This is a genomic window from Prauserella flavalba (genome assembly GCF_003202235.1).
GTDB classification, from domain to species: Bacteria; Actinomycetota; Actinomycetes; order Mycobacteriales; family Pseudonocardiaceae; genus Prauserella_A; species Prauserella_A flavalba.
This window is the reverse complement of sequence record NZ_MASU01000007.1, coordinates 292,434-313,092: the sequence shown is the minus strand read 5'-3', so window position 1 is coordinate 313,092 and position 20,659 is coordinate 292,434. Positions and strand designations below refer to the sequence as shown.

The 20,659-nt window shown below is 72.1% G+C and carries 20 protein-coding genes; 10 read left to right on the top strand and 10 right to left on the bottom strand.

The window, feature by feature from the left end; genetic code table 11:
* Positions 1-8: 8 nt before the first annotated feature.
* Genes BA062_RS19995 through BA062_RS19985 form a run of 3 tightly spaced genes read right to left on the bottom strand, consistent with a single transcriptional unit; the run spans position 9 to position 2,870 of the window.
* Entirely contained in the window at positions 9-1,001 is a 993-nt protein-coding gene (locus BA062_RS19995; RefSeq protein ID WP_168214028.1) for an ABC transporter substrate-binding protein, read from the bottom strand.
* Between the two features lie 26 nt (positions 1,002-1,027).
* Positions 1,028-1,789: an ABC transporter ATP-binding protein gene (locus tag BA062_RS19990; RefSeq protein WP_110338901.1), complete on the bottom strand. Its 762-nt coding sequence runs from the start codon at positions 1,787-1,789 to the stop codon at positions 1,028-1,030.
* 1 nt (position 1,790) lies between these two features.
* Positions 1,791-2,870, bottom strand: a complete 1,080-nt coding sequence (locus tag BA062_RS19985) for a FecCD family ABC transporter permease (protein WP_425452935.1) — start codon at positions 2,868-2,870, stop codon at positions 1,791-1,793.
* Between the two features lie 128 nt (positions 2,871-2,998).
* Between BA062_RS19985 and BA062_RS19980 the strand changes: the two genes are divergently transcribed.
* Complete coding sequence (locus tag BA062_RS19980) at positions 2,999-4,219, top strand: MFS transporter (RefSeq protein WP_110338897.1); 1,221 nt, start codon at positions 2,999-3,001, stop codon at positions 4,217-4,219.
* On the opposite strand, the gene BA062_RS19975 is transcribed toward BA062_RS19980, so the two are convergent.
* From BA062_RS19975 to BA062_RS19965, 3 genes are read right to left on the bottom strand one after another with little or no spacing between them, the layout of a single operon-like run.
* Positions 4,200-4,814, bottom strand: a complete 615-nt coding sequence (locus BA062_RS19975; protein WP_110338896.1) for a TetR/AcrR family transcriptional regulator — start codon at positions 4,812-4,814, stop codon at positions 4,200-4,202. The two genes, BA062_RS19980 and BA062_RS19975, sit on opposite strands and share 20 nt — an antisense overlap.
* Complete coding sequence (locus tag BA062_RS19970; RefSeq protein WP_110338894.1) at positions 4,811-7,174, bottom strand: acetyl-CoA acetyltransferase; 2,364 nt, start codon at positions 7,172-7,174, stop codon at positions 4,811-4,813. Before BA062_RS19970 ends, BA062_RS19975 begins: the two co-directional genes overlap by 4 nt.
* Complete coding sequence (locus tag BA062_RS19965) at positions 7,171-8,268, bottom strand: MBL fold metallo-hydrolase (RefSeq protein ID WP_110338892.1); 1,098 nt, start codon at positions 8,266-8,268, stop codon at positions 7,171-7,173. The genes BA062_RS19970 and BA062_RS19965 overlap by 4 nt, the downstream gene beginning before the upstream one ends.
* A 196-nt stretch (positions 8,269-8,464) precedes the next feature.
* Between BA062_RS19965 and BA062_RS19960 the strand changes: the two genes are divergently transcribed.
* From BA062_RS19960 to BA062_RS19935, 6 genes are all read left to right on the top strand, one after another.
* The gene (locus BA062_RS19960; RefSeq protein ID WP_110339098.1) at positions 8,465-9,172 is read left to right on the top strand and encodes an alpha/beta hydrolase; all 708 of its coding nucleotides are present in this window, start codon (positions 8,465-8,467) and stop codon (positions 9,170-9,172) included.
* A gap of 90 nt (positions 9,173-9,262) precedes the next feature.
* A complete protein-coding gene (locus BA062_RS19955; protein WP_110338890.1) occupies positions 9,263-9,877 on the top strand; it encodes a vitamin K epoxide reductase family protein in 615 nt (204 codons plus the stop codon).
* A gap of 157 nt (positions 9,878-10,034) precedes the next feature.
* Positions 10,035-10,391: a peptidase inhibitor family I36 protein gene (locus tag BA062_RS19950; protein WP_110338888.1), complete on the top strand. Its 357-nt coding sequence runs from the start codon at positions 10,035-10,037 to the stop codon at positions 10,389-10,391.
* A gap of 308 nt (positions 10,392-10,699) precedes the next feature.
* Positions 10,700-11,287, top strand: coding sequence for a VOC family protein (locus tag BA062_RS40240; protein ID WP_210406931.1), 588 nt, complete (start codon positions 10,700-10,702; stop codon positions 11,285-11,287).
* Positions 11,284-11,838 (top strand): class I SAM-dependent methyltransferase, encoded by a 555-nt coding sequence (locus BA062_RS19940; RefSeq protein ID WP_110338884.1) that lies wholly within the window; start codon positions 11,284-11,286, stop codon positions 11,836-11,838. The genes BA062_RS40240 and BA062_RS19940 overlap by 4 nt, the downstream gene beginning before the upstream one ends.
* Positions 11,835-12,617 carry a 2-keto-4-pentenoate hydratase gene (locus tag BA062_RS19935; protein ID WP_110338882.1) on the top strand — a complete coding sequence of 261 codons (783 nt, stop codon included), beginning with the start codon at positions 11,835-11,837 and terminating at the stop codon, positions 12,615-12,617. Before BA062_RS19940 ends, BA062_RS19935 begins: the two co-directional genes overlap by 4 nt.
* A 92-nt stretch (positions 12,618-12,709) precedes the next feature.
* Here BA062_RS19935 and BA062_RS19930 read toward each other — a convergent pair whose 3' ends face one another.
* The 4 genes from BA062_RS19930 to BA062_RS19915 form a co-directional block, all read right to left on the bottom strand.
* On the bottom strand, positions 12,710-13,477 hold the full coding sequence (locus tag BA062_RS19930) for a tyrosine-protein phosphatase (RefSeq protein WP_110338880.1): 768 nt from the start codon (positions 13,475-13,477) through the stop codon (positions 12,710-12,712).
* 52 nt (positions 13,478-13,529) lie between these two features.
* The gene (locus tag BA062_RS19925) at positions 13,530-14,342 is read right to left on the bottom strand and encodes a thioesterase family protein (protein ID WP_110338878.1); all 813 of its coding nucleotides are present in this window, start codon (positions 14,340-14,342) and stop codon (positions 13,530-13,532) included.
* A complete protein-coding gene (locus tag BA062_RS19920; protein ID WP_110339096.1) occupies positions 14,339-15,901 on the bottom strand; it encodes a long-chain-fatty-acid--CoA ligase in 1,563 nt (520 codons plus the stop codon). Before BA062_RS19920 ends, BA062_RS19925 begins: the two co-directional genes overlap by 4 nt.
* A gap of 125 nt (positions 15,902-16,026) precedes the next feature.
* Positions 16,027-16,677 (bottom strand): TetR/AcrR family transcriptional regulator, encoded by a 651-nt coding sequence (locus tag BA062_RS19915; protein ID WP_110338876.1) that lies wholly within the window; start codon positions 16,675-16,677, stop codon positions 16,027-16,029.
* Between the two features lie 106 nt (positions 16,678-16,783).
* Here BA062_RS19915 and BA062_RS19910 point away from each other — a divergent pair, with 106 nt between their 5' ends.
* The 3 genes from BA062_RS19910 to BA062_RS19900 are packed head-to-tail and all read left to right on the top strand — an operon-like array spanning position 16,784 to position 20,650.
* A complete protein-coding gene (locus tag BA062_RS19910; RefSeq protein WP_110338874.1) occupies positions 16,784-18,328 on the top strand; it encodes an acyl-CoA synthetase in 1,545 nt (514 codons plus the stop codon).
* A gap of 10 nt (positions 18,329-18,338) precedes the next feature.
* Positions 18,339-19,529, top strand: a complete 1,191-nt coding sequence (locus BA062_RS19905; protein ID WP_110338873.1) for an acyl-CoA dehydrogenase family protein — start codon at positions 18,339-18,341, stop codon at positions 19,527-19,529.
* An 11-nt stretch (positions 19,530-19,540) separates the two neighbouring features.
* On the top strand, positions 19,541-20,650 hold the full coding sequence (locus tag BA062_RS19900; protein WP_110338871.1) for an acyl-CoA dehydrogenase family protein: 1,110 nt from the start codon (positions 19,541-19,543) through the stop codon (positions 20,648-20,650).
* Positions 20,651-20,659: the final 9 nt, after the last annotated feature.

Genomic DNA, 20,659 nt, shown 5'->3' with positions numbered 1-20,659 from the left:
TTGATGGGTCAGCGGCCGAGGGAACGGAGGTATGTGGCCAGCTTCTCGGCGGCGTCGAGGTTGCGGGGACCGCTCACGGCCTCGCCGTAGTCGAGGACGTGGAAGCGGTCGTTCCGCACGGCGGGGGAGTCGGCGAGCGGCGGGAACGACTTGAGGAAGGCGATCTTCTCCTGCACCGGCTGGTCGCCGTAGTCGACCACGGCGATCACCTCGGGCTGCGCCTCGACCACCGGTTCCCACCCGACCGTGGTCCAGCGTTCGGCGAGATCGCCGAAGATGTTGCGCCCGCCGGCGAGCGAGACGATCACGTCGGGAGCGCCCTGCCCTCCGGAGGTGAAGGGCTGGTCGGTGCCGGAGTCGTAGATGAACACCCGCGCGGGCTCGCCCTGCGGCCGGTTCTCCTCCAAAGTGGACGCCCGAGCTTGGAGGTCGGCGACGAGCCGCTCCGCCTTGCCGGAGACGCCGAAGATCTGCCCGATCTGGCGCAGATCCGTGTAGAGCGCCTCCAGCGGGGGTACCTTCACGGGCCGGTCGCCGTAGTTGAAGCAGCTCTCCGTGTGCTGGTAGCTGCGGATGCCGACCTCGTCGAGCCGGGCGGGCGTGATGCCCCGCTCCTCGCTGAACCCGGAGTTCCAGCCCGCCAGCACCCAGTCGGCCTCGGCGGCGACCACCGTCTCGAAGCTCAGCACGTCGGTGGAGAGCGTCTCCACCGACCGGTAGTCCTCGAGGTACGGGGATCGTTCGACGGCGGGGTCGGCGGTGCTGGGCATGACGATGCCGCGCATGCGGTCGGCCAGCCCGAGCGCGAACATCTTCTCGGTGCTGCTCATGTCGTAGGCGACCGCGCGCTCCGGCCGCGGATAGGTGATCCGCTCGCCGCAGTTCTCGATGGTCACGGGCTTCGGGCCCTGCTGTGCCTGCGGGGCGACGTCGGCGCCGCACGCGGTGACGAGCAGGCAGACGGCGAGCAGCGCGGGTAACGCGGTGGGGAGCCGGTTCACGGGGACGGGCCTTCCTTGTCGGGGACTCAGAGGGTGTAGAGCAGCTGGGGAACGCCGGTGCCCGGATGACGCACCACGGTGGGCGTCACGCCGAACACGCGCTGGACCAGCTCGGGCGTCAGCACGTCGGCCGGTGGCCCGGTCTCGACGAGCTTTCCGTTGTGCAGCACGGCGAGCCGGTCGCAGGTCGACGCGGCGAGGTTCAGGTCGTGCAGCGCGACGAGCACGGTGAGCCCGCAGTCGCGCAGGAACGCGAGCAGCTCCACCTGGTGCCGCACGTCGAGGTGGTTGGTGGGCTCGTCGAGTACGAGCAGCCGGGGCTCCTGCACCAGAGCGCGGGCGATGAGCACGCGCTGGCGTTCCCCGCCGGACAGTGAGAGCACTCCGCGCCGCGCGAGATGGGTGACGCCGGTGCGCCGCATCGCCTCGGCACACAGTTCCCGTTCGCGCTCGCTCAGCACCGGGTTGCCGCGCTGGTGCGGGAACCGGCCGAGCGCCACCACCTCGGCGACGGTGAAGTCCAGGTCGGCGGTGCTGTCCTGGGTGAGCGCCGCGACCGAGCGCGCACTGTCGCGAATGGACAGTGTGGCGAGGTCGGTGCCGTCCACGAGCACGGCACCCGAGCTCGGCCGCAGTGCGCGGTAGACGCAGCGCAGCGCGGTGGACTTGCCGCTGCCGTTCGGGCCGACGAGTCCCACCACCTCGCCGTCGCCTGCCTTGAGGCTCAGCTCGTCGATCAGCCGGGTGCCCGCGATCTCCACCGAGACCGCGTCGAGGGTCAGCTCCATCTCAGCGGCCTCCGAAGAGATAACCGCGGCGGCGCAGCAGCGTCACGAACACCGGCACGCCGATGAGCGCCGTGATCACGCCCAGCGGCAGCTCGCGCGGCGCGAACAGGGTGCGGGAGGCGAGATCCACCCACACCAGGAAGATCGCACCGGCGAGCGGGGCGATCACCAGGACCCTGCGGTGGCTCGCACCGACCAGGATGCGCACCAGATGCGGCATGACGAGCCCGACGAAGCCGACCGCGCCGCTGACCGCGACCAGCGCGCCCGTCACCACAGCGGTGAGCAGGAACAGCCTGCGGCGCACGGCGGCGGCGTCGACCCCGAGGCTCGCCGCGGACTCGTCGCCCATCGCCAGCACGTCCAGCGCGCTGGACTGCCGCAGCAACACCACGATCGCCACGGCGACGGTCACCGCGGCGATGGGCAGCGAGCCCCACGCCGCCCCGCCGAGGCTGCCGAGCAGCCAGAACAGCACCGAGCGCGCGGCCTCGCCGAACGGCGCGAAGAACACGATCACGCTCATCAGCGCCTGGAACCCATGGGCCAGCGCCACGCCGGTGAGCACGAGCCGCAGCGGGGTGAGCCCCGCCCTGCCGTGCGCGGCGACGTACACCAGAACGGACGCCGCGAGCGCGCCGAGGAACGCGGCCGCCGACAGCGCGTAGATCCCGAGGCCAGCGAACAGCCCGAACGACACGACCGCGCTCGCACCCACCGACGCCCCCGACGAAACCCCGAGGATGAACGGATCGGCGAGCGCGTTGCGCACCATCGCCTGCACGGCGACGCCGATGACGCTCAGCCCGGCGCCGACCACCACCGCGAGCAGCACCCTCGGTGTGCGGACCTGCCAGATGATCGAGTAGCCCGTCACGTCGCCCGGCCCGATCGTGCCGCCCGTGAGCGCGGCCCCAAGGTAGCGCAGCGTGTCGGGCAGGGGGACCACGGCGGGGCCGAGCGAGATGCCGGCGATCACCGACGTCACCAGCACGAGCACGAGCGCCACCACGGTGAGCAGGCCTCGCGCGCGGGGGCTGTCCGGCGGCGCGACCTCGGGCGCCGCCTCCGTCACGGTCACACGACCCTCCACAGTGGACGTTTCCCGGATGGTCGTCACCCGGCGGCAGCCGATACTACAAATGAAAACCATTTTCGTCTAGCCTGTGCGTGCCAGAATGAGCGAGACCCCGGAGGAGTTACCGCCCCGTGACACAGACAGCCGGCGCCCCGAGCCGATCCGTCCTGCGCGACACGTCGTTCCTGCGACTCTGGTCGGGCACCACCGCGTCCGGGCTCGCGACCTGGGCGTTGCCGTTCGTCCTCGGGCTCGCGGTGCTCGACCGTTCGCTCAGCGCGGCCGGGCTCGGACTGGTGCTGGCCACGCGCACGGCGGGTTTCCTCGTCGCGGTCCCGGTCGGCGGCGTGCTCGCCGACCGCCACTCCCGCCGCAAGGTCGTGTGGTGGTCGGGGCTGGCCGCGACCGTGGGCTCCCCGTTGATCGCACTGGGGCTCGGCCGCTCACTGGCCCTCATGGCCGTCGCCGCCGCCGTGGTCGGCGCGGGCCAGGGCGCGTGCAGGCCGGCGTTCCAGGCGCTCACCGCCGAGGTGGTGGACGAGCCGCGCCGCCAGCAGGCCAACGCCGCGCAGACGTTCGCCGTGCGCGTCACCACGCTCGTCGCCCCCGCGCTCACCGCGCTGGCCGCCACGGTGGTCGACACCGGCGCCCTGATGCTCGCCACCGGTGTGCTGTGGCTGCTCGCCGCGGTCGTGCCGCCGTGGACCACCACGCACGCCCCTTCGCCCGCCCGTACGCGTGCACGGTTCGTCACCGAGTTCGCCGACGGCGTGCGCGAGGCACGCAGGCATCCGTGGCTGCTCGCCGGACTGGGCGCGCTCACAGCCGTGATCGCCACCGGCTACTCGGCGACCGGGGTGCTGCTACCGCTGGTCAGCCGCGACCGTTACGACACCGAGGCCGTGCTCGCCGCCGCACTCACCGCCTACACGGCCGGTGCGCTCGCGGGCGCGCTGATCGTCGCTCGCTGGCGTCCCCGCGCGCAGGGCTGGGTCGCGCTCGCCGGCCTCGCCTGCTATGGCTTCGCCCCGCTGAGCCTGCTGCTGCCCGTGCACCCCGCCGTGGTCGTGGCCGCCTACGTGCTCGCCGGTGTGGGGATCGAGCTCTTCAACGTCCCGTGGTTCACGGCCACGCAGCGCGAGGTCGCGCCCGACAAGCTCGCCCGTGTCTCGTCACTGGACTTCCTGCTCTCCTACGGCCTCGCGCCCGTGGGCCTCGCGCTGATCGCGCCCGCGCTCGACGCCTTCGGCGCCCCGGCGGTGCTCGGCGCGTGCGCGCTCGTGTGTTTCCTCGCGCCCGCCGCGGCGGCGCTGGTGCCGAGCAGCCGCCGCTTCAGCGTCCGGGAGCCGTGAGCGGCGGGCGCAGCAGGAAGTCGACGAGCTGGTCGGCGTAGGTGTCGATCTGGCCCGGCAACGTGGACTGCAGGTGCGCGGGCGTCGACATGATGTGCATGACGACACCGCCGCACAGCGTGTCGAGCAACAGCGTCACCGACGTGTCCTCGGGCAGTTCGCCCCTGGCGATGCCGCGTTTGACCATCGCGCGTGCGGCCTTGATCTGCGCCTTGCGCAGGTCCTCGCAGCGCTGCGCGAGGCCGGGGATCGTCGGCGCTTCCACACTCATGCGCAGCGCCGCCTTGCGGCTCGTGCCCACGTAGAGCCTCAGCAGCTGCCTCGCCAGATCCACCAGGTCGCCCCGCAGCGTGCCGGTGTCGGCGTCGGCGACGTTGGCGACATGCGCGGCGAGTGCGTCGAGCAGCAGCTGTTCCTTCGTCTGCCAGCGCAGGTAGATCGACGCCTTGCCGACGCCGGCCAGCCGCGCGACCGACTCCACGCTGAACCCGGCCCAGCCCGCCTCACCGAACAGCTCCACCGCGGCGAGCGCGATGCGCCGGTCCACCTCCGGGTCCCGGGGGCGCCCGGTGTGCGGGGAGGCGGACGCGGTCATCGGTTCCGCCACCGGGGCGGGCGTTTCTGGGCGAAGGCGGTGACGCCCTCGATGGTGTCCTCGCTGACGAGCAGGTCGTCGAGCGCTGCCGATGGGTGGTTCACGGCCTCGATTGTGTCAGCGATGCCCTCGGTCTCGGCCATCATGCGCAGCGACGCGCGGACCGACACCGGCGAGGCCTCCAGGATCTCGGCGGCGAGCGCTCGCGCGCCCTCCAGTGCCGTGCCGGCCTCCACCACGCGGTTGACCAGCCCGTACGAGCGGGCCTCGTCGGCGCCCATCCGCCTGCCGGTGAGGATCAGCTCCGTCGCCACGGCCTTCGGGATCGCCCTCGGCAGCCGCACCAGCCCGCCCGCCGCGGCGGCGAGCCCCACCCGCACCTCGGTGAGCCCGAACTGCGCCGTCGCGTCGGCCACCACCAGGTGACAGGCGAGCGCGATCTCCAGCCCGCCGCCGAGCGCGTAGCCGTTCACCGCCGCGATCACCGGCTTCGGCAGCTCTCGCCGCGACGTGAGCCCCGCGAAGCCGTTCTTGGGCACCCACAACGACTTCCCGGACGCGGTGTGGGCGAGGTCGTTGCCCGCGCTGAACGCCTTCTCGCCCGCGCCGGTGAGGATCGCCACCCACAGCTCGTCGTCGGCGAAGTAGGCGTCGAAGATCTCGTCCAGCTCGGCGTTGGCCTCCGGGTGCAGGCTGTTGCGCGCCTGCGGCCGGTTGATCGTCACCTCCAGCACGTGCCCGTCGCGGCGCACCAGCACGTGCTCGTAGGTGTCGCGCAGCACGGCGGGTTTCGGCGGGAACAGCTCCGCCATCCGCGCCTCGCTCGTGGTGACGCGGTTGCCGAAACCGAACGAGCGCGCGAACACCTTCGTGCCGATGGGCTCGCCCGTGGTCAGCACGTCGAGCATCTCGTCGTCGCCGCGCTCGGTGTTGGCAAGGAACCGCTCACCGGATTCGAGCCGGCCGATCACCACGCCCGTGCGGGAACCGTCGCGCCCGTACTTCACGGTGTAGGTCTCGATCGTCGCCCACCCGTCGGCGTGCACCACGTCCCTGGGCGCGGGCCCCGCGTCGATCCCGGCCTGCAGCTCGGCGTCGCGGCTCGCCCGCCACCCGGTCGGCGCCGTGGAGTAAACCCCGGCCGAGTACTTGCTGAGCAGCCCGCCGTTGGCCCCGACGAGCCCGTAGGCGCCCGGCTGCTCCCGCAGCCGCTGCACCAGCTCGGCGATGGCGTGCATCGAGTAGTTGTTGCCCGCGCCGCCGAAGAACGGCAGCCCGCCCGTGAGCGTGAGCCCGCGCGCGTCGTCGGTGGCGAGGCCGAGCCCGTCGCACACGGCGAACACCGCGATCGGGAAGCAGCTGTAGAGATCCATGACCGCGAGGTCGTCGACGCCGATGCCCGCGACCTCCAGTGCGTGCCGCACCGCCAGCACGGCCGCGGGTGCGGTGCTGAGGTCCTCGCGCCGCAACAGGTCCCGCTCGCGCAGGTCCGCGTGCCCGTGCAGGAAGACCTGCTTCTCGCGCGGGATCCCGAGCCTGCGCGCGGCGGCCACCGACATCACCAGCACGGCGGCGCCCTGGTTCACCTTCTCGCGCGCGACGACGTAGCGGGGGTACGGGTCGGTGATGGGCCGGTTCGACTCCGACGGCGTCACCAGCTCGGCCGCGGTCCGCTCCACGGGCGCCGCCGCGTGCGGGTTCGTCGCGGCGATCTTGCTGAACGGCGCGAACAGCTCGCCCATCACAGCCGCGTAGTCCACACGCGACAGCCCGAGCCGTGCCCTGCGCGCGTTCTCGAACAGCGAGTACTGGTTGGGCGGGTCGATCAGCTCGTGCAGCACCTGCTGCCGCGTCGCCAGTCCGCGCAGCCCCAGCCCCCGGTCCTCGAGGCTGCCCTCGACGTGCTCGGTGAAGTCCGGTTTGTCCTCCGAGGCCAGCAGGTGGGCCACGGTGGAGATCGCCTCGGACCCGAACGCCAGCGCCACCTCCGCGCCGCCGTTCGCGATCGTCTCGGCCAGCTCGGTCACCAGGTGTTGCGGGCCCTGCCCGCCCACGACGTCCAGGACCGCCCTCGCCGGCGACGCGCCGAGGCGGTTGGCCACCGAGCGCGGGTAGTTGTCCGACCGGCCCAGCGGCGCGAACGCACCCGGCGTGGAGATCTCGAACTGCCGGATGCCGGCCACGGTGTCGATGGCCCCGGCGATCGCGGCGGGCTCGGCGCCCGTGTCGGCCAGCGCCTCGCGGGCGGCCTCGGCGGCCAGTTCCACCGCCGACAGCCCTCGGTAGCCGGGCTCCCCGATGCGCTCGGAGGACTGTCCCACGCCGACGAGGACGGGGGTGCGGGGGTCGAGATCGGTCACGTGGTGCTCCTGACGCGGATCGGCTTGCCGTTCTCCCCGTGCCGCCAGGCGAGCTCGCCGCGGCGCACGAGGTGGTCGATGTGGGCGCCCGTCTCCGCGAGCGCGCCGAAACGCATGTGGCCGATCTGTTCCCACGGCCGCGACCACGTGAGGTGGCGCGCGACCTCCCACACCGTGGGCTCGCCCAGCCCCGCGACGACGGCGACCACCTCGCGGCAGCGTTCCTCGTGGTGCTCCCGCAGCAGCCGCGTCCGCGCCGCGAGCCCGCGGAAGCGGTACTCGTGCGCGGGCAGCGCGTCGTGGTCGTCGTAGCCCTCGATCTTCCGCAGCGACTCCAAGAACCGGCCGAGCGGGGAGCCTGCCGAGTTCGGGTACAGCCCGATGTTCGGCGTGATCCGGGGCAGCACGTGGTCGCCCGTCAGCAGCAGCCGCGCGTCGGGTTCCTGCAGGCACAGGTGCCCGGGCGTATGCCCCGGCGTCCAGACGGCGCGCAGCCTGCGCCCCGCCATCGGCACCAGGTCGCCGTCCTCCAGTAGCACGTCCGGCTCCGCCATCGCGGCGCGATCGTCCGTGGTGGCCGACTCGTCGAACGGGCTCACGAGCTCCGCGATCTCGTCCTCGCCCGCTCCGGACAGGCGCAGCCAGCCTCCCGCTGTCGGCAGCGAGTTCCGGCTCGCCGCCACGGCGATGCGTTGCGGCAGCGTGTCGCGCTCGGCGGGGTGCATCGCGACCCACGCGCCCGACTCCTCGCGCAGGCGGCCGGAGAGCCCGTGGTGGTCGGGGTGCACGTGGGTCGCCACGACGCCCGTGACGTCGGCCGTCGTCGCCCCGGCCTCGGCCAGCCCGGCGAGCAGCGTGTCCCAGCCCTCGCGCGTGTTCCAGCCGGGGTCCACCACCACGATGCCGTCGTCGCCGGGCACCAGGTAGCAGAGCGTGTACCGCAGCGGGTTGTCCGGAATGGGCACCGGCACGGACCACAGCCCGCCGGGGAGCCGTTCGACCGGCGGCAGCGTCCGGTCGAGCCAGGCGGCACGCTGCGCCGTGCCGAGGACGCTGACCCCGGGCACTCCGGGATCGTTGGGGTCCGCTGTCATGGCTCACCGACTTCCTAGACGGCCATCGTCTGTAAGGATCTCGAACATAACGCGTCGTGGTGAGGCCGATCAACGAGTGCTCGATCACGTCACCCCGTGTGGCCGGTGATCGAATGGGTACCCGATCCGCATGTGGAGCCGACGCCCGCCGTTCCGGATGGCGAAGCGTGAGCAGGTGGTTCTCGTGATGCTCGCGATGATCCCGCGCCTGCTCCGGCACCCGGTCTGGCAGCCGAAGGACCCGGCGCAGGGCCGGGGCCGGGGAGTGCTGCTCATCCCCGGGTTCGGTTTCGGCGACCACAGCCTGTCGCTCACCGGCCGGTGGCTCCGGGCCCGCGGCTACCGGCCCCTCGGCGCGCGCATCGGCATGAACATCGGCTGCGCCACCACGCTGCGCGACCGCATCGAGCGCAGGCTCGAGCAGCACGCCGAGGCCACCGGCGGGCGTGTCGTGGTGCTCGGCCAGAGCCGCGGCGGCTGGCTCGGGAGACTGGCCGCCGTCCGCAGACCCGACCTCGTGCGCGGCCTCGTGATGCTCGGCAGCCCCGTGCGCGACCCGCTCGGCGCGCATCCGCGCATCGTGCGCGTGGCGAGGCGGCTCGCCCGCCTGTCCATGCTGGGGGTACCCGGCCTGCTGACCGCCGACTGTTTCACCGGGACGTGTTACCGCACCAACTCGGCCGCGCTCGCCCAGCACCTGCCGCCGGACGTACCCGCCGTGTCCGTGTACTCGCGCAACGACTCCATCGCGCCGTGGCGGCTCTGCGAGGACCCCGACGCCGAGGGCGTCGAGGTCCACAGCTCGCACACGGGAATGGGGCTCGACCCCGAGTTCTACGCCGCCGTCGAGCCCAGGCTCGCCGAATGGGCTCGCGACGACCTCCCGTCCGTGAGGTCCGCGTAAGACCCCGGCCCTGCTTCGGCACCACGCGCCGCGACTGCGTACCTTCGAAGGCGGAAGGACGTTGACCTGCGACGCGAGGGAGATTCCGGCATGTCCGCACCGGCGACGGAACCGCTCGTCGACACCGGCGTGCCACCGCGCCTGCGCACGATCGTCGCCTGGGTGCTCGTCATCGGCGGCATCATCGGCACCGTCGCGGCGCTGGTACTCACCATCGAGAAGATGGCGCTGCTGGAGGACCCCTTCTACCAGCCGTCGTGCTCCATCGACGCCACCCTCTCCTGCGGCTCCGTGATGCAGAGCGAGCAGGCCGCCGCTTTCGGTTTCCCCAACCCGCTGATCGGCCTCGCCGCCTTCCCCGTCGTCGCCACCGTCGGCGTCGCCGTCCTCGCCGGCGCCCGTCTGCCGCGCTGGTTCTGGCTGGCGTTCCAGGCGGGCACCCTGTTCGGCGTCGGCTTCGTGCACTGGTTGATCGTCCAGAGTCTCTACAGCATCGGCGCGCTGTGTCCTTACTGCATGGTCGTGTGGGCGGTGACCATCCCGATCTTCTGGTACACCACGGTCCACAACGTCGTGGCCGGTCATCTCCCCGGCGGTCCCACGCTCGCCCGGCGGCATCTGGCGCCGCTGCTGTTCTGGTGTCTGCTCATCGTGATCCTCATCGTGCAGCGCTTCTGGTCGTACTGGTCGGGCCTGTTCAGCTGACCCGGGTTGACAGCGATCCGCTCGCTCTGGGACGGTCGTGATCAGCGGGGGCTCAACTGGGGAATGCCAAGCGAAAGAGCCCCTCATCGTTCGAACCTTGGGGGAGGTTTCGTTGCGGAAAGCACTGTCCACTCTGGCCGCTGTCGCCGGAGCAACCATGATCCTGACCGCCCCGGTCTCGTCGGCGGCACAACCGGCGCCGTCGTCACCACACGGGCTCGACGCCGCCACGAAGGCCCGAATCCAACAGCAGTGCCCACCCGGTCACGTCTGCTTCTGGGAGTCCCGCTACTTCGGCGGCCGGTTCCACGCCTACCCGGACCCGTCGTGGGGTGGGATCTGCGGTGCCACCGAGTTCCCTGCGGGCTCGGTGTACAACCGCGACGATCAGGCGTGGCGCTTCTACAAGAGCCCGGCCACGGACTGCGCGAACGAGGCTTTGATGTTCACGCTCCAGCCGGAACAGTGGAAGAACGGCGTCGAGCTGATGGACCCGGTCGTCTACTGGGACTGATCCGCAGCGATTCCCGGCCGCCCGGCGTACTGGCGTACCGCATCCCCGCGGGTGTGGTGATCGCCAGTACGCCGGTGTCGCGCTCCAGGTGGACATGCCGTCGTCGCCGGGAAGCAACTCCACCATGCGCTCCTGCCGACGGGCCTGAGCCCAGGCCGCGGCACCATCGGGGTCGACCCGGTGCACCGCGCGTCCAGGCGCTCGACGCAGCCGCCCGGGCTTCCTGCCCTCCAGCCGCAGGCGCCGGCCCTCACCGAGTCGATGTCCCCACGCCGCATGGCCGCGAGATCGACCACCCACTGTGCCTTGTGGACGGTGATCGCCAATTCCAGCGCCAGCTCCTCGGCCACGTCATCGCGCTGGTCGGCAAGCATGGCGATTGCCTTGTACCGCAAGGCTTCCAGTCTAGGGCGTTGTGGTTCAAGCGCGACGATCTGGGCGCGAGTGGGCCGTGGAGCGGCAGTTTCCCACGGCGCGCCGGAGGTGTGCTTGGCACTCCTCGCTCCCTCGCGAAGGGCTACCGTATCGACATGCGCCGCATCGACTACGTGATCTGGTACGTGGAGTCACTCAGCCGTTCCACCGCCTTCTACCGCGACGTCATCGGACTGGACGTCCGCAAGGAAGGCGACGGCTACGTCGAGTTCTCCCTGGAGAACACCAAGTTCTCGCTCTTCGAACGCTCGAAGCTACCCGAGCTGATCAACCGGGAAGCCGGCCGGGCACCCTGCGGAGAGATCGGCTTCATCGTCGAGAACGTGGACGCCGAAGCGGCCCGTCTCCGCGCCGCGGGAGCGAACATCCTGACCGGCCCGGTGGACCGTCCCTGGCGTGAACGGACGCTCCATGTCGCCGACCCGGACGGCAACATCGTCGAGTTCGCGCAGAAGCTGTGAACGAGGACCGCGACCGCTGGAACGACCGCTACGCCTCCAGCACGCCCGACTTCACGCCGAACCCCCTGCTCGCCGGGGCCCTGGACGCCGGCATCCCCGAAGGCCCCGTCCTCGAACTCGCCTGCGGCCGCTCGGGGAACGCACTCGCGCTCGCCGCCGCGGGCAGGACGGTGACGGCCGTCGACATCTCGGACGTCGCGCTCGCGCAACTTCGCGACGAGGCCGTCGACCGGCGCCTTCAGGACTCGATCCGGACCGTCGAGGCGGACGTTCCCGCCTACCTCGCCGCCGACCCGGCCCGGTACGCACTCGTCATGGCCACGCGTTACTGGGACGCGGCGGCGTTCGAAGCGGCGTGTCACGCCGTCGCCGACGGTGGCCTGCTCGCCTGGGAGGCACTCGTGCTCGAACCCGGCGAACCGGACCGCCCGTTCAGAGTCCCCCACGGCGAACTGGGCAGACGGCTCCCACCCGGCTTCGAGGTCGTCACCGAGACTCCCGGCGAGCACACGACCCGGCTGCTGGCCCGCCGGGCTAGGGTGCGGACATGACCGAGTGGAGCATCGACCGGGCCGTGACGGAACTCCTCGACCGTGAGACGGCGCGCCGCGACGGCGGCCGGATCACCACTGAATGGCCCGAACTCGACCTGGCGACGGCGTACGAGGTGCAGGACGCGCTGGTGCGGCGCAAGGTCGGCGCGGGGGAGAACGTCGTCGGCGTGAAACTCGGCCTGACGTCGCGCGCGAAGCAGGAACGCATGGGCATCGACTCGCCGCTCACGGCCTGGCTCACGGACGCGATGGTGCTGCCCGCGGGCGAGCCGGTGCCGCTCGGCGAGCTGATCCATCCACGGGTGGAGCCCGAGATCGTTTTCGTGCTGGGCGAGCGGCTGCGGGGTCCCGGCGTGACGGCCGCGACCGCGCTCGCGGCGGTGCGCAGCGTGCACGCCGGGTTCGAGGTGATCGACAGCCGCTACCGGGATTTCAGCTTCGCGCTGCCGGACGTCGTTGCGGACAACGCGTCGTCGGCGCGGTTCGTGGTCGGCGCCAAGGGGCTTGCGCCGTCCGCGCTCGACCTCGGGCTGGAAGCGTGCCTGCTCGGGGTCGACGGGAAGGTGGTGGCGTCGGCGACGGGCGCGGCCGTGCAGGGCCACCCCGCCGAGGCGCTGGCGCTCGCGGCCAACGCGCTCGGCCGGAGGGGCGTCGCACTGGAACCGGGTTGGATCGTGCTGACCGGCGGACTGACCGACGCGGTGTTCGTGGAACGTGGCCAGGAGGTCACGGCGGACTTCACCAGCCTCGGCTCGCTGAGCGTCACGGGTCGGTAGGCGCCGCCCCGGAACGCACGACTCGCGGTCCGGAGTGCACGACTCGCGGTCTGGAGTGCACGACTCGCGGTCTGGAGTGCACGACTCGCGGGTCAGCTGCGGAGTTTCGTGCGGAGGGCGCTCGTCTCCTCGGTGGTGAAGCCGTTGGCGGCGAGCACCTCGGTGACTCCGCCGTAACGGACGTCGACCTGCTCGAGGAACTCGGCCATCGACTCCGGCTTCGGGGTATGCCGGTCGAGGGACACGCGCAGGACGTCCTCGGCGTAGGTCTCGGAGGCGGTGAGCCGCCGCACGATCGCCTCGATCCGCTCGGCGGTCGCGGCGTAGTCGGCGACGATGGCGTCCCTCCGCGCACCGGCCACGCTGAGCGCGAACGCCGTCACCACGCCGGTGCGGTCCTTGCCCGCCGCGCAGTGCACGAGAGCCGGACCCTCGGAGCGCAGGATCGCGCGCAGCGCGCCGACGATGCTGTCCGGGCGCTTCTCGACGTAGCCGAGATAGTGCGAACACGTGCGGTCACCCGCGTAGCGGGCCTCGTCCTCCTGCCTGCGCGTGAGCAGCGCGTCCGGGGAGTTGTCGCCCCACGACTGCTCGGGCAGCAGCGAGTGGTGGACGTGCGCCACGTGCGCGTACTTGGTCAGTGGCGCGGGGCCCTCCGACTCGATCTCCGACGCGGTGCGCAGGTCGACCACGGTGCTCAGGCCGATCGTGTCCACGAGGTAGTCGAGGTCGCTGCGCGACAGGTCCTGGAGGTTGTCCGCGCGGAGCAGCCGGTTGCGGGCGGTCGTGCCGCCGTCCTCGGTGGGGATGCCCCCGACGTCGCGGATGTTGACGGCGCCTTCGAGCTCGAGCCACAGCACGTCGCCAGTCTGACAGCTTCCCGCCGCCACCCCACCCGGTTTCCGCCGCATCTCACAGTCGCCGCGGCGATTCCCGGTCGGCGAGGGCGAGCTGGCGGGACATCACGACGAGCGTCCCGCTCTCGTCCCACAACAGGCCGTCCTCCTCCAGGTACGGCTCGTTGACCACGCGCGTGGTGAACCGCCCGGCGAGCCATGAGCTGGACGGCTTGGCGCGCACGTGCACGGTCAGCTCCAGCGTCGGCACGTGGGCCATCGGCAATGCGTCGAAGATCGCGGGCGGGAACCCGTCGGCGAGCAGCGCCAGCGACGCGTCGTCGTGGGGCCGGTCGTCGGACATCCGCGCCCACCCGGTCACCTCGGCGCGGCCGCTCGGCCTGCCGTGCGGCCACCCGACGTCGGGATGGATCCGCACGTCGAGCGTCGACGGGTAGTCGGCACGTCCGTCCTCCGACGGTGCGCCGTGGATCTGCACGCATTCCCTCGGCGGCGGCAGGATCGGCGGCTTCAGCTCGGTGTCCGGCGGACCCGGCGGGAGCGTGCCGAACACGGCGAGCACGCGCACGGTCTCCTTGCCGTCCTGGCTCAGCGTCGCCTGCATGGTCGCGTGTGCCCTGCCGGAGCGCACCACCTGGGCGGTCACCCGGGCGGCACCGGGCAGGGTGGGGCGCAGGAAGTGAGCGGTCGCGGTGAGCAGATCCCGATGCAGTGCACGGCGTCCCATCGCGGTGACGGCCATGCCGAACAGGACACCGCCGTGCGCGGCGCCCGCCGGTGTCCACGCCGGCGGCACGTCCACCGCCCAGCCGTCACCGGCCGGCGTCAGCGTCAGAAACCGATCGAGCGCGTAGGGAGGGGTGCTCAACCGGCCTCCACGGCGAGCTTGCCCGCGGCGCGGTCGGCGCGCAGCTGCGTCTTGAGCACCTTGCCGCTGGGGTTGCGGGGCAGTGCGGGCACGACCGCGATGCGGCGGGGCCGCTTGTACCGCGCGAGCCGGTCGGCGCACCAGTCGTCCAGGTCGGCCGCCGTCGGCGGGTCGCCGGGCTCGCGGGGTGCGAGGACGGCGAGCGGGGTCTCGCCCCACTTCTCGTCCGGCATCCCGATGAGCGCGACCTCGGCGATCTTCGGGTGCGCGGCGAGCACGTTCTCCACCTCGGCACAGTAGATGTTCTCGCCACCGGAGATGATCATGTCCTTCTTGCGGTCGACCACGAAGTAGTAGCCGTCCGCGTCCTGGCGCACCAGGTCGCCGGAGTGGAACCAGCCGCCGCGGAACGCCTCCGCCGTCTCCTTCGGCTTGTTCCAGTACTCCTTCATCACCATCGGGCTGCGGTAGACGATCTCGCCGACCTCACCCCGCGGCACGTCGTTCATGTCGTCGTCCACCACGCGCACCTCGACGTTGAGCATGGGCGTGCCGACCGAGCCGATCTTGCGGATGGAGTCCTCGCCGCGCAGCAGTGTCGTCACGGGGCTGCACTCGGTCTGCCCGAACGCCGTGGTGATCTCCGCCTGGGGGAACGTGTCGATCATCGTGCGCAGCAGTGTGGTCGAGGCGGGCGCCGCTCCCCACGACGCCTGCCGCAGCGCGGACAGGTCGCGCTCGGCGAGGCCGGGAACCGCGCAGATCGCCTGCCACTGCGCGGGAACGAAGAAGACCGCCGACACGCGCTCGCGCTCCAGCAGGTCCACGGTCGCCACCGGGTCGAACTGGCCGGAGGGCAGCAGCACCGTGCGCCCACCGCGCAGCAGGCACGGCAGCATGCCCGCGAGCCCCGCGATGTGGAACAGCGGCGCGGCGGCGAGCCACACGCGGTCCTCCGGCGGCGAGCCCAGCGTCGCCATATTGCTGAACGCGTGCATGAGCAGGTTGAAGTGGGTCAGCACGGCGCCCTTCGGCCTGCCCGTGGTGCCCGACGTGTACATGATGAACGCGGCGTCGTGCTCGTCCACCCGCCGTTCGGGGAAGGTGGCGGGCGCGTCGGCGAGTGCGCGTTCGTAGTCCTCGGCGCCGGGTCCGGCCGCCTCGGCGGGGCCGCCGAACGTCAGGCACACCGTGCCGCGGGAGAGCTGTTCGCGCGCCTTCGCCATCGTCTGCGCGAGCGGAGCCTGTACCACGATCGCCGTGGTGCCGCTGTCCTCGAGCGCGTAGGCGATCTCGTCGGCGACGAGCCGGAAGTTCACGGGCACGCACACGGCGCCGAGCCTGGTCGAGGCGAAGAACGTCTCGATCACCTCGAGCGTGTTGAGCCCGAGCACGGCGACGCGGTCGCCGGGTGACACGCCCCGGTCGCGCAGCGCGCCCGCGAGCCTGCTCACGCGCTCGTCCAGCTCGGCGTAGGTGCGGTCGGTGCCGTCGAAGGTGAAGGCGACCTCGTCGCCGATGGTGCGCGCGTGCCGGGCGAGCTGGTCGCCCATCGTCATGCCGCGGCCGAGCAACCGCGGGATCTCGGGGGCTGGGGACGAGGCGGTGCTGGACTCTGACATCGGCAACCTCGGCGATGGTCGGGAGTGGCGAACCTCATGCTGGCGCGGCGCCCAGCGCGCAGTCAACCCTGACTGTTAGCGGAGCCGTCGCCGAAGAGCAGCGTGCGCGCGACGGACTTCCAGATCGCGACGTGCTTGTCGGTGGCGGGGGAGCGTTCTTCGAACGCATACGGCATCGCGGCACCGCGCATGCTGGTGAACAGCAGCTCGCGCAGCTCGTCGTAGCGCGGGTGGGCGCACACCTCGGGACCCCAGAGCCGGTCGGCCACGCCGCGGATCGCGTCGCGCAGCGTCCGTTCCGCGGGCCGCAGCGCCTCCGCGAGCGCGGGGTTGGTGCGCGCCGCCGTCCACAGCTCCATCGCCGCCCAGAAGTGCGGCTCGTGGAAGGTCACCCACAGCAGCTCGATGCACCGCTCGACGCGCGCGGGGCCCTCGGGCTCACCGGTGAGCGCCTCGGCGACGCGCTCCTCGGTCTTGGCGAGCCTGCCCGTCGCGAGGTGCTGCGCCGCGGCGACCAGCAGCCCGTCGCGGGAGGGGAAATGGTGCAGCAGCCTGCCCCGCGACACGCCCGCCTTCGCCTGGATCGCCAGTGTCGACGCGCCCGCGTAGCCCAGCTCGACGAGGCAGTCCACGGCGGCGTCGAGGATCAGCGCGCGGCTGTCCTCGGTGCGCTCCTTGCGGCTGCGCGGAGTCGTGGACACGGGTCGGGCCATCGGCACAGCCTACCCACCGAGGGCGCGAAAAACAGTCGGCATTGACTGTTCGGGTCCGGGGCTGACAGGCTGCGAAGAGGAACACGCCGGTTCGAGGAGGAGCCGTATGTATCCGGGCACCCACGCGGCCGTACGGCCCGACCACCCCGCCGTGATCATGGCGGGATCCGGGGAGACGCTGACCTACCGCGAGCTCGACGAACGCTCCGCGCGGCTCGCGAACGCCTTGCGCGACAGGGGTTTCCGGCCCGGGGACACCGTCGCGCTGCTCACCGACAACACGATGCGCGCCTACGAGGTGTACTGGGCCGTCGTGCGCTCCGGCTGCTATATCGCCGCGGTGAACAACCACCTCTCGCCGTCCGAGGTCGCCTACATCGTCGAGGACTCCGGCGCGAAGGCGCTCGTCGTCTCCGCCGCGCTCGGCGAGCTGCCCCGCGAGGTCGCGGACCTCGTGCCCGGCGTCGCGGTCAAGCTCGCCTACGGCGGCGAGGTCCCCGGCTTCGACGACTACGAGGCCGTGCTCGCCGCGGCGTCGGCCGACGTGCCCGGCGACCAGCCCGCCGGCGCGGACATGCTGTACTCGTCGGGCACCACCGGGCGGCCCAAGGGCATCCGCGTCGCGCTGCCGGAACGGCAGATCGACGAGCCGGGCGACCTGCTGCGCCCGCTGCTGGAGGCGATGTACGGGTTCGACTCCGGCATCGTCTACCTCTCACCCGCGCCCGTCTACCACGCCGCGCCGCTGCGGTTCGGCGCGTGCGTGCACGCGGTCGGCGGCACGCTCGTGATGATGGAGCGCTTCGAGCCCGAGGCCGCGCTGCGCGCGATCCAGACCTACCGCGTCACGCACAGCCAGTGGGTGCCCACGATGTTCGTGCGCATGCTCAAGCTGCCCGAGGACGTGCGGACGCGCTACGACCTGTCGAGCCACCGGGTCGCCGTGCACGCCGCGGCGCCGTGCCCGGAGGAGGTCAAGCGCGCAATGATGGACTGGTGGGGGCCGATCCTCTACGAGTACTACAGCTCCACCGAGGGTGCGGGGCTGACGTTCATCTCCCCGCAGGAGTGGCTCGCCAAGCCGGGTTCCGTCGGCAGGGCCGGGCTCGGCATCCTGCACGTGTGCGCCGACAACGGCGACGAGCTTCCTCCCGGCGAGATCGGCACCGTCTACTTCGAACGCGACGAGGTGCCGTTCAGCTACCACAACGCGCCCGAGAAGACCCGCGAGGCGCAGCATCCCGCGCATCCGACGTGGGCGACCAACGGCGACGTCGGCTACCTGGACGAGGAGGGCTACCTGTTCCTCACCGACCGCAAAGCGTTCATGATCATCTCCGGCGGGGTCAACGTCTACCCGCAGGAGGTGGAGAACGTCCTCGCGCTGCATCCCGCCGTGGACGACGTCGCCGTGATCGGCGTGCCCGATCCGGAGATGGGCGAGGCGGTCAAGGCCGTCGTGCAGCCGTCGTCCACAGTGGAACCGGGACCGGAGCTCGCCGGGGAGCTGCTGGCCTACGTGCGGGAGCGCATCGCGCACTACAAGGCGCCGCGCAGCGTGGACTTCGTCGACGAGCTGCCGCGCACACCCACCGGCAAGCTCGTCAAGGGCAAGCTCAAGGAACGGTACGCGGCCACCACCGCGCGCTGAGAGGAGACGCATGTCGTTCCGGGACACGGTGCGCGACTGGCTCGCGGAGAACGTACCGAAGACCGTCGAGAACGCGTCCGCCGAGGAGCGGATCGCGACCGCCAAACGGTTCCAGGCCGCGCTGCACGACGCCGGGCTCGCGGGCCTGACGTGGCCCGCCGAGTACGGCGGGCAGGGCCGCACGGCCGCCGACCAGCAGGTGTTCGACGAGGAGGCCGCTGCCTACGACCTGCCGACCGACGTGTTCATGATCGGCATGGGCATGTGCGGGCCGACGATCGTCGACCTCGGCACCCACGAGCAGAAGGCCCGCTACGTCCGGCCGCTGCTGCGCGGCGAGGAGATCTGGTGCCAGCTCTTCTCCGAGCCCGGCGCGGGATCCGACGTCGCGAGCCTGCAGACCCGCGCCGTACGCGACGGGGAAACCTGGGTCGTCAACGGGCAGAAGGTGTGGACGTCCGGGGCGCAGCACGCCGACTTCGGCGCCCTCCTGGCGCGCACCAACCCGGACGTGCCGAAGCACAAGGGCATCACGATGTTCATCGTGGACATGCACGCGCCGGGCGTGACCGTGCGGCCACTGAAGGACATGACCGGGCAGGCGCCGTTCAACGAGGTGTTCTTCGACAACGTGCGGCTGCCCGCCGGCGCCGTGCTCGGCGAGGTGGACGCGGGCTGGTTCGCCGCGGTGACGATGCTCGGGCACGAGCGCGTGTCGATCGGCGGCTCGGTGCGCCGCCGCTACGACCCGCTCACCTACGCCAACCTCGCGGACCTGGCGCGGCGGCTGGGCCGTGCGCGGGACCCGGTCGTGCGCACGGAGTTGGCCGCGCTCTACGCCGCGGAGCGGGCGCTGTCGCTGTTCAACACGCGCCTGCGGCAGGAGGCCGACGCGGGCTCCCCGCCCGGCGCCCGCGGTTCGGTCGCGAAGCTCGCCGGTGCGGAGCTGCTGTGGCGGGCCGTGCGCGTGGCGGGCCTGATCGCGGGCGTGCGGGCCGCGGCGTGGGACGAGGGCGACCCCGCAGCCGAGGAACTGGCCCTCGCGATCAACGCCACGCCCGCGTCGAGCATCGCGGGCGGCACCAACCAGATCCAGCGCGGCATCATCGGCGAGCGCGTGCTCGGTCTGCCGAAGGAACCACAGGTCGACCGGGACGTCCCGTTCCGCGAGCTGCGCGTCGGCACGCAGGCGAAGGCGTAGAGGGGGACTCGATGGAACTGGTGCTGAACTCCGAACAGCGACAGCTGCGCTCGGCCGTACGGGAGCTGCTCGAGGACCACGCGCCGTCGAGCAGGATGCGCGAGGTCATGGAGGGCGACGAGGGCTGGGACCGTGCACTGTGGACCCGGCTCGCGGCGCTCGGTGTGGCCGGTCTGGTGATCCCGGAGGACCGCGGCGGATCCGGCGCGGGCCACACCGAAAGATCCGTGGTGCTGGAGGAGCTGGGCAGGGCGCTCGCACCCGTGCCGTTCCTCGCCTCGGCCGTGCTCGCCGTCGACACCGTGCTGGCACTGGCCGACGCGGAGCTGTCGGCCGAGCTGCTGCCGCAGCTCGCCACCGGGGAGCTGGTCGCCGCGGTCGCGGTGGCGGGCGACGACGGCACCTGGGGCTCCAGTGCGCAGAGCATCACCGCGACGCGCCGTAACGGCGTCTTCGCGCTGGACGGGCACGCGTCCTTCGTGGTCTCCGGCGACGCCGCGCATCTGGTGCTCGTGTACGCGGGCACACCCGAGGGGCCGGGCTGGTTCGCCGTGTCCGGCGAGGCCACCGGGCTGCGCACGACGCGCCTGCGCACCCTCGACCCCACGCGGGGGCTCGCCCGCCTCGACTTCGCGGGCACGCCCGCGCGGGCCGTGGCCGTCGCCGATCCCGCCGCGGTGCTGGAGGCCGTGCGCGACCGCGCCGCCGTCGCGCTCGCCGCCGAGCAGCTCGGCGGGCTCGATCACGTGCTGGAGACCACTGTGGACTACGCGAAGGTGCGGGTGCAGTTCGGCAGGCCAATCGGCTCCTACCAGGCCGTGAAGCACGCCTGCGCGGACCTGTACTCCACCGCGGAACAGGCGCGCTCGGTGGTGCGGCACGCGGCGTGGACCGCCGACCACGACCCCGAAGCGCTGCCCGTGGCCGCCGCGCTGGCACAGGTGGTGCTCGGGCCCGGCTACTTCGACTCCGCCGCGGCGGGTGTGCAGCTGCACGGCGGCGTCGGCTACACCTGGGAGCACGACGCGCACCTGTACTACAAGCGGGCCAAGACGAGCGAGCTCCTGCTGGGCGCGCCCGGGGAGCAGCGGGCCCGCCTCGCCGACCGCCTCGCCCTCTGACCAGGGAGC

Bases quoted from the DNA above. Each gene is read 5' to 3' on its own strand.
- BA062_RS19990 (WP_110338901.1), bottom strand. From the start codon at position 1,789: ATGGAGCTGACCCTCGACGCGGTCTCGGTGGAGATCGCGGGCACCCGG.
- BA062_RS19975 (WP_110338896.1), bottom strand. From the start codon at position 4,814: ATGACCGCGTCCGCCTCCCCGCACACCGGGCGCCCCCGGGACCCGGAG.
- BA062_RS19965 (WP_110338892.1), bottom strand. From the start codon at position 8,268: ATGACAGCGGACCCCAACGATCCCGGAGTGCCCGGGGTCAGCGTCCTC.
- BA062_RS19960 (WP_110339098.1), top strand. From the start codon at position 8,465: ATGATCCCGCGCCTGCTCCGGCACCCGGTCTGGCAGCCGAAGGACCCG.
- BA062_RS19955 (WP_110338890.1), top strand. From the start codon at position 9,263: ATGTCCGCACCGGCGACGGAACCGCTCGTCGACACCGGCGTGCCACCG.
- BA062_RS19950 (WP_110338888.1), top strand. From the start codon at position 10,035: ATGATCCTGACCGCCCCGGTCTCGTCGGCGGCACAACCGGCGCCGTCG.
- BA062_RS19935 (WP_110338882.1), top strand. From the start codon at position 11,835: ATGACCGAGTGGAGCATCGACCGGGCCGTGACGGAACTCCTCGACCGT.
- BA062_RS19920 (WP_110339096.1), bottom strand. From the start codon at position 15,901: ATGACGATGGGCGACCAGCTCGCCCGGCACGCGCGCACCATCGGCGAC.
- BA062_RS19915 (WP_110338876.1), bottom strand. From the start codon at position 16,677: ATGGCCCGACCCGTGTCCACGACTCCGCGCAGCCGCAAGGAGCGCACC.
- BA062_RS19910 (WP_110338874.1), top strand. From the start codon at position 16,784: ATGTATCCGGGCACCCACGCGGCCGTACGGCCCGACCACCCCGCCGTG.
- BA062_RS19905 (WP_110338873.1), top strand. From the start codon at position 18,339: ATGTCGTTCCGGGACACGGTGCGCGACTGGCTCGCGGAGAACGTACCG.
- BA062_RS19900 (WP_110338871.1), top strand. From the start codon at position 19,541: ATGGAACTGGTGCTGAACTCCGAACAGCGACAGCTGCGCTCGGCCGTA.